Origin of the sequence: Psychrobacter sp. AOP5-GZ1-6, from assembly GCF_052376345.1 — a bacterium.
In the GTDB taxonomy this organism is placed as follows: Bacteria; Pseudomonadota; Gammaproteobacteria; order Pseudomonadales; family Moraxellaceae; genus Psychrobacter.
Map to the genome: position 1 here is coordinate 1 of NZ_JBQSVP010000331.1, position 575 is coordinate 575.

General features: G+C 47.7%; 1 protein-coding gene. It reads left to right on the top strand.

Annotation, left to right across the window (positions count from 1 at the left end):
• Positions 1 to 575 (top strand): IS256 family transposase (locus ACT3RN_RS16060; protein WP_444518860.1); only part of this gene is annotated, 575 nt, incomplete at both ends.

Below are 575 nucleotides of genomic sequence, written 5' to 3' on the forward strand. Positions count from 1 at the left end.
AGTTCGTCAGGACAAGCAGATCATCAACAAAGCTATCTATCTGGCCTTAGGCGTTGCTCTTGATGGTAAAAAAGAGCTGCTTGGCATGTGGCTATCAGAGAACGAGGGCGCTAAATTCTGGCTTGGTGTTCTCACTGAGCTACAAAACCGCGGGGTTCAAGATATTCTTATTGCCTGTGTCGATGGTTTAAAAGGCTTCCCTGATGCCATCAATACGGTCTACCCTAACGCTCAGGTTCAGCTGTGTATCGTGCATATGGTGCGCTATTCGATGAAGTTCGTACCTTGGACGGACAAGAAGGCCGTAGCAGCTGATTTAAAGGCCATCTACGGTGCTGATACGCTTGAGATGGCAGAGGCCAACCTTGAGCACTTTGATGAAGTATGGGGTAAAGAGTACCCGCATGTCATCAAGTCTTGGCGCAATAACTGGGAGGGCTTAACGGTGTTCTTTGGTTATCCTAAAGACATCAGAAGAGCGATTTATACCACCAATGCGATAGAGTCGCTAAACAGTGTGATTCGAACGGCGGTGAATAAGCGTAAGGTGTTTCCCTCTGATCAGGCAGCATTCA